Here is a 3905-nt window from a genome sequence, read left to right on the forward strand (position 1 = left end):
GGCGAGATCGTCGTCGACGGGAAGCCGGTGACCGGCTCCCGGGACAGCGGGCAGCAGCTGCGCTGGGAACGGACCTACCGGCAGGGGCCGTTGTACGCGCCGGTGACCGGCTACGCCTCCCAGACGTACGGCACGACGCTCGTCGAGCACGCCGAGGACGACATCCTCGCCGGCACCGACCCGATGCTCGCACCGCTGCCCCTCTGGAACGACCTCACCCGGGGCCGGCAGCCCGGCGGCGACGTGGTGACCACCATCCGCGCCTCCATGCAGGAGGCGGCCTTCCGGGGGCTCGACGGGAAGCGGGGCGCGGTCGTGGCGGTCGAGCCGTCCAGCGGCCGGATCCTGGCGCTCGTCAGCTCGCCCTCGTACGACCCGGGGGTTCTCTCCGGTACGGGACGGGAGGTCAAGGACGCCTGGCGGCGCCTCAACACCTCGTCGAACCAGCCGATGCTGAACCGGGCGCTGCGGCAGACGTATCCGCCGGGCTCCACCTTCAAGATCGTGACGGCCGCGGCGGCCCTGGACGCGGGGGCGGTGCGGGACGTGGAGGCGCCGACGGACACCCCGGACCCGTACGTGCTGCCCGGCACCCGGCAGGTGCTGCCGAACGAGGCGAGGGGCTGCGGCGGCGCCTCCCTCGCGGCCGCGATCCAGTGGTCCTGCAACACGGTGATGGCCGCACTCGGGGTGAAGGTGGGCCTCACGGAGATGGTCGACGCGGCGGAACGGTTCGGCTTCAACGACACGGGGCTCCGGGTGCCGTCCTGGGTGGCGAAGTCCAACTTCGACCGGCGGATGAGCCCGGACCAGCTGGCCCTTTCGTCGATCGGGCAGTTCGACACGACGGCGACCCCGCTCCAGATGGCGATGGTCGCGGCGGCCGTCGCCAACAACGGGGAGATCGCCCACCCGTACCTCGTCGACCGCACCACCACCTCCGGCGGCACGACCGTGGACCGCACCGGCCGCCGCAGCTACCGGCAGGCGATGAACCCCGCGACGGCGATGCAGCTCCAGCGGCTGATGGTGCGGGCCGTGGAGGAGGGCACGGGGACGAACGCGGCGATCCCCGGGGCCCGGGTCGGCGGCAAGACGGGCACCGCCCAGCACGGCTTCGGCAACACGGGCACCCCGTACGCCTGGTTCATCGCCTGGGCCCAGGCCGACGACGCCGCCCAGCCCGCGGTCGCGGTCGCGGTCGTCGTCGAGGACGCGGAGGCCTCCCGTACGGACATCAGCGGGGGCGGCAGCGCGGCGCCGATCGCCAGGGCGGTGATGGAGGAGGCGCTGCGCCTGGAGGCGGAGGCGCGGGGGTAGGCGCTCTACCGCTGCGCGCCGTCCGCGATCGCGGCCTCCACCTCCGCGACCCGCTCGGCCTCCTCCGCCGCGAAGCGCTCGCGGTCCAGCGCCTCCGCGATCTCCTCGTCCTGGGTCATCAGCAGGTCCAGGTTGGAGTCGCCGAGGTCGAAGACGCCCATGTCGAGGTAGGCCTTCTGGAGGCGTTCGCCCCAGAGGCCGATGTCCTTGACGCAGGGGACGATCCGGCTGAAGAGGAGCTTGCGGAAGAGGTGCAGGAACTCGCTCTGCTCGCTGAGCTCCTCGGCCTCCTTCTTCGGGATGCCGAAGTTCTCCAGGACCTCGACCCCGCGCAGCCGGTCCCGCATCAGGTGGCAGCCCTCGATGACGAACTCCTCGCGCTCGCGGAGTTCGGCGTCGGAGAGCTGCTTGTAGTAGTCGCGCAGCGCCATGCGGCCGAAGGCGACGTGCCGGGCCTCGTCCTGCATCACGTACGCGAGGATCTGCTTGGGCAGCGGCTTGTCGGTGGTGTCGCGGATCATGCCGAAGGCGGCGAGGGCGAGGCCTTCGATGAGGACCTGCATGCCGAGGTAGGGCATGTCCCAGCGGGAGTCGCGCAGGGTGTCGTCGAGGAGGCCCTTGAGGTTGTCGTTGATCGGGTACAGCATCCCGATCTTCTCGTGGAGGAAGCGGCCGTAGATCTCGGCGTGCCGGGCCTCGTCCATGGTCTGGGTGGCCGAGTAGAACTTGGCGTCCAGGTCGGGGACGGACTCGACGATCCGGGCGGCGCAGATCATCGCGCCCTGCTCGCCGTGGAGGAACTGGCTGAACTGCCAGGAGGCGTAGTGCCGGCGCAGGTCGCCCTTGTCCTTCTCGGTCATCTTCGCCCAGTGGCGGGTGCCGTGGAGGGTGAGGACCTCGTCGGGGGTGCCGAGCGGGTCGTACGGGTCGACCTCGATGCCCCAGTCGATGCGGGTGGCGCCGTCCCACTGCTTGTCCTTGCCCTTCTGGTAGAGGGCGAGGAGGCGCTCGCGGCCGTCGTCGTAGTCCCAGGAGAAGCGGGCGGCGCCGGTGGCGGGCACCTGCCAGCCGGGTGCGGCGGGGGCGTTCACGTACAGGTCGTGCGTCGACACCGACGACTCCTTCCGTCCTTTTCCAGCAGGCTCACACGGTGGTAGACGGATCGTCAACAAGTCGTACGGGAGAGATTGGCGGCGTTGCCGACGAGCAGGCGCCCCGGAGTCGCCCCGGCCGGGTCGCGGCGGGGGTACGTCCTCGGGGACCGTTCCCCCCGACGGCCCCGCTCCGCGGTTACGCTGCGGTCCATGACGAGCGCCGCCACCCCCGCGTACCGCAGGCTCAGTGTCGAGGAGCGGCGCGGGCAGCTGCTCGGCGTCGCCCTGGAGCTCTTCGCCCACCGGGCGCCCGAGGACGTCTCGCTCGACGACGTCGCCGAGGCGGCCGGCGTCTCGCGGCCCCTCGTCTACCGCTACTTCCCCGGCGGCAAGCAGCAGTTGTACGAGGCCGCCCTGCGCTCCAACGCCGACGCCCTGAACCGCTGCTTCACCGAGCCGCCGGCCGGGCCGCCCACCGAGCGGCTCGGCCGGGTGCTCGACCGCTACCTGGCCTTCGTCGACAAGCACGGCGCCGGGTTCAGCGCCCTGCTGCGGGGCGGCAGCGTCGCCGAGACCTCCCGGACCTCCGCGATCGTGGACGAGGTGCGGCGGGCCGCCGCCGAGCAGATCCTCGTCCACCTCGGGGTGGAGCGGCCGGGCCCCCGGTTCGGCATGCTGGTCCGGACGTGGATCGCCGCCGTCGAGGCGGCCTCGCTCATCTGGCTCGACGAGGGGAAGCAGCCGCCCGCGCGGGAGCTGCGGGACTGGCTCGTCGACCATCTCGTCGCCCTGCTCGCGGCGACCGCGGCGAGCGACGAGGAGACGGCGGAGGTCGTGAAGCGGCTCCTCGCGCAGGAGACCCCCGAGGGGCCGGTGGCGGCGCTGGTCCGCCGGGTGATCCCGGTGGCGGGCGAGGCGGCGCACCTGCTGTGAGGCGGTGGGCCGGGAGAGACTGTGGGGGTGAGAAGCGAGAACACCCCCTTCCGCGGCGGCCCCCTCGACGGCCGGGCCCTGCCGATCCTCGTCGGCCCGACCGGCCACCCTCCGAAGTGGTACGAGATCCCGGTCCCGGCACACGACGGGCACCCGCCGACCCTGCACACGTACCGGCGCGAGCCCTCGGGCTACACGAAGCGGCTCGGGCTCCAGCGCGGCTGGGTGTACGTGTACGCCCCCGAGGGGCGGGAGCGGCGCGAGCTGAAGTGGCCGTGGTCGAAGCCGGCGCAGAAGCCGGCGCAGAAGCCGGCGCAGAAGCCGAACGGGTGACATGGCGAGGCTCGCCCCGATGCGTACATTAATCAGATGAACTGACCCGTCATCATCCTCATGGAGGTGGTGACGTGTCGCGAAGGCTGCTGCGCACGGTCCGCACGGGGGCGCTCGCCGCGGCGACGGCGCTCACGGGGGTGCTCGCGGGGACGGTCCCGGCGGCGGGCGCCGCCCCGGCCCCGCCCGCGGACCCTCCGGCAAAGGCCCCGATCGCCCGGGCGG

Annotated in this window: 4 protein-coding genes; 3 read left to right on the forward strand and 1 reads right to left on the reverse strand. The window is 72.7% G+C overall.

Going from position 1 to position 3905, the window contains the following annotated elements; genetic code table 11:
- The coding region (locus CCN56_RS32230) for a penicillin-binding transpeptidase domain-containing protein (RefSeq protein ID WP_107484258.1) at positions 1-1320 on the forward strand (1320 nt) is incomplete at its 5' end.
- 5 nt (positions 1321-1325) lie between these two features.
- On the opposite strand, the gene CCN56_RS32235 is transcribed toward CCN56_RS32230, so the two are convergent.
- Positions 1326-2432 carry a ferritin-like domain-containing protein gene (locus tag CCN56_RS32235; RefSeq protein WP_086831425.1) on the reverse strand — a complete coding sequence of 369 codons (1107 nt, stop codon included), beginning with the start codon at positions 2430-2432 and terminating at the stop codon, positions 1326-1328.
- 192 nt (positions 2433-2624) lie between these two features.
- Between CCN56_RS32235 and CCN56_RS32240 the strand changes: the two genes are divergently transcribed.
- Together CCN56_RS32240 and CCN56_RS32245 are read left to right on the forward strand one after the other, a co-directional pair.
- On the forward strand, positions 2625-3347 hold the full coding sequence (locus CCN56_RS32240; protein WP_086831426.1) for a TetR/AcrR family transcriptional regulator: 723 nt from the start codon (positions 2625-2627) through the stop codon (positions 3345-3347).
- A gap of 27 nt (positions 3348-3374) precedes the next feature.
- Positions 3375-3680, forward strand: a complete 306-nt coding sequence (locus tag CCN56_RS32245) for a hypothetical protein (protein WP_086831427.1) — start codon at positions 3375-3377, stop codon at positions 3678-3680.
- The last annotated feature ends 225 nt before the right edge of the window (positions 3681-3905 follow it).

This window comes from Streptomyces sp. NRRL B-24572 (assembly GCF_002156145.1).
GTDB lineage: Bacteria > Actinomycetota > Actinomycetes > Streptomycetales > Streptomycetaceae > Streptomyces > Streptomyces vietnamensis.

Bases quoted from the DNA above. Each gene is read 5' to 3' on its own strand.
- CCN56_RS32240 (WP_086831426.1), top strand. From the start codon at position 2,625: ATGACGAGCGCCGCCACCCCCGCGTACCGCAGGCTCAGTGTCGAGGAG.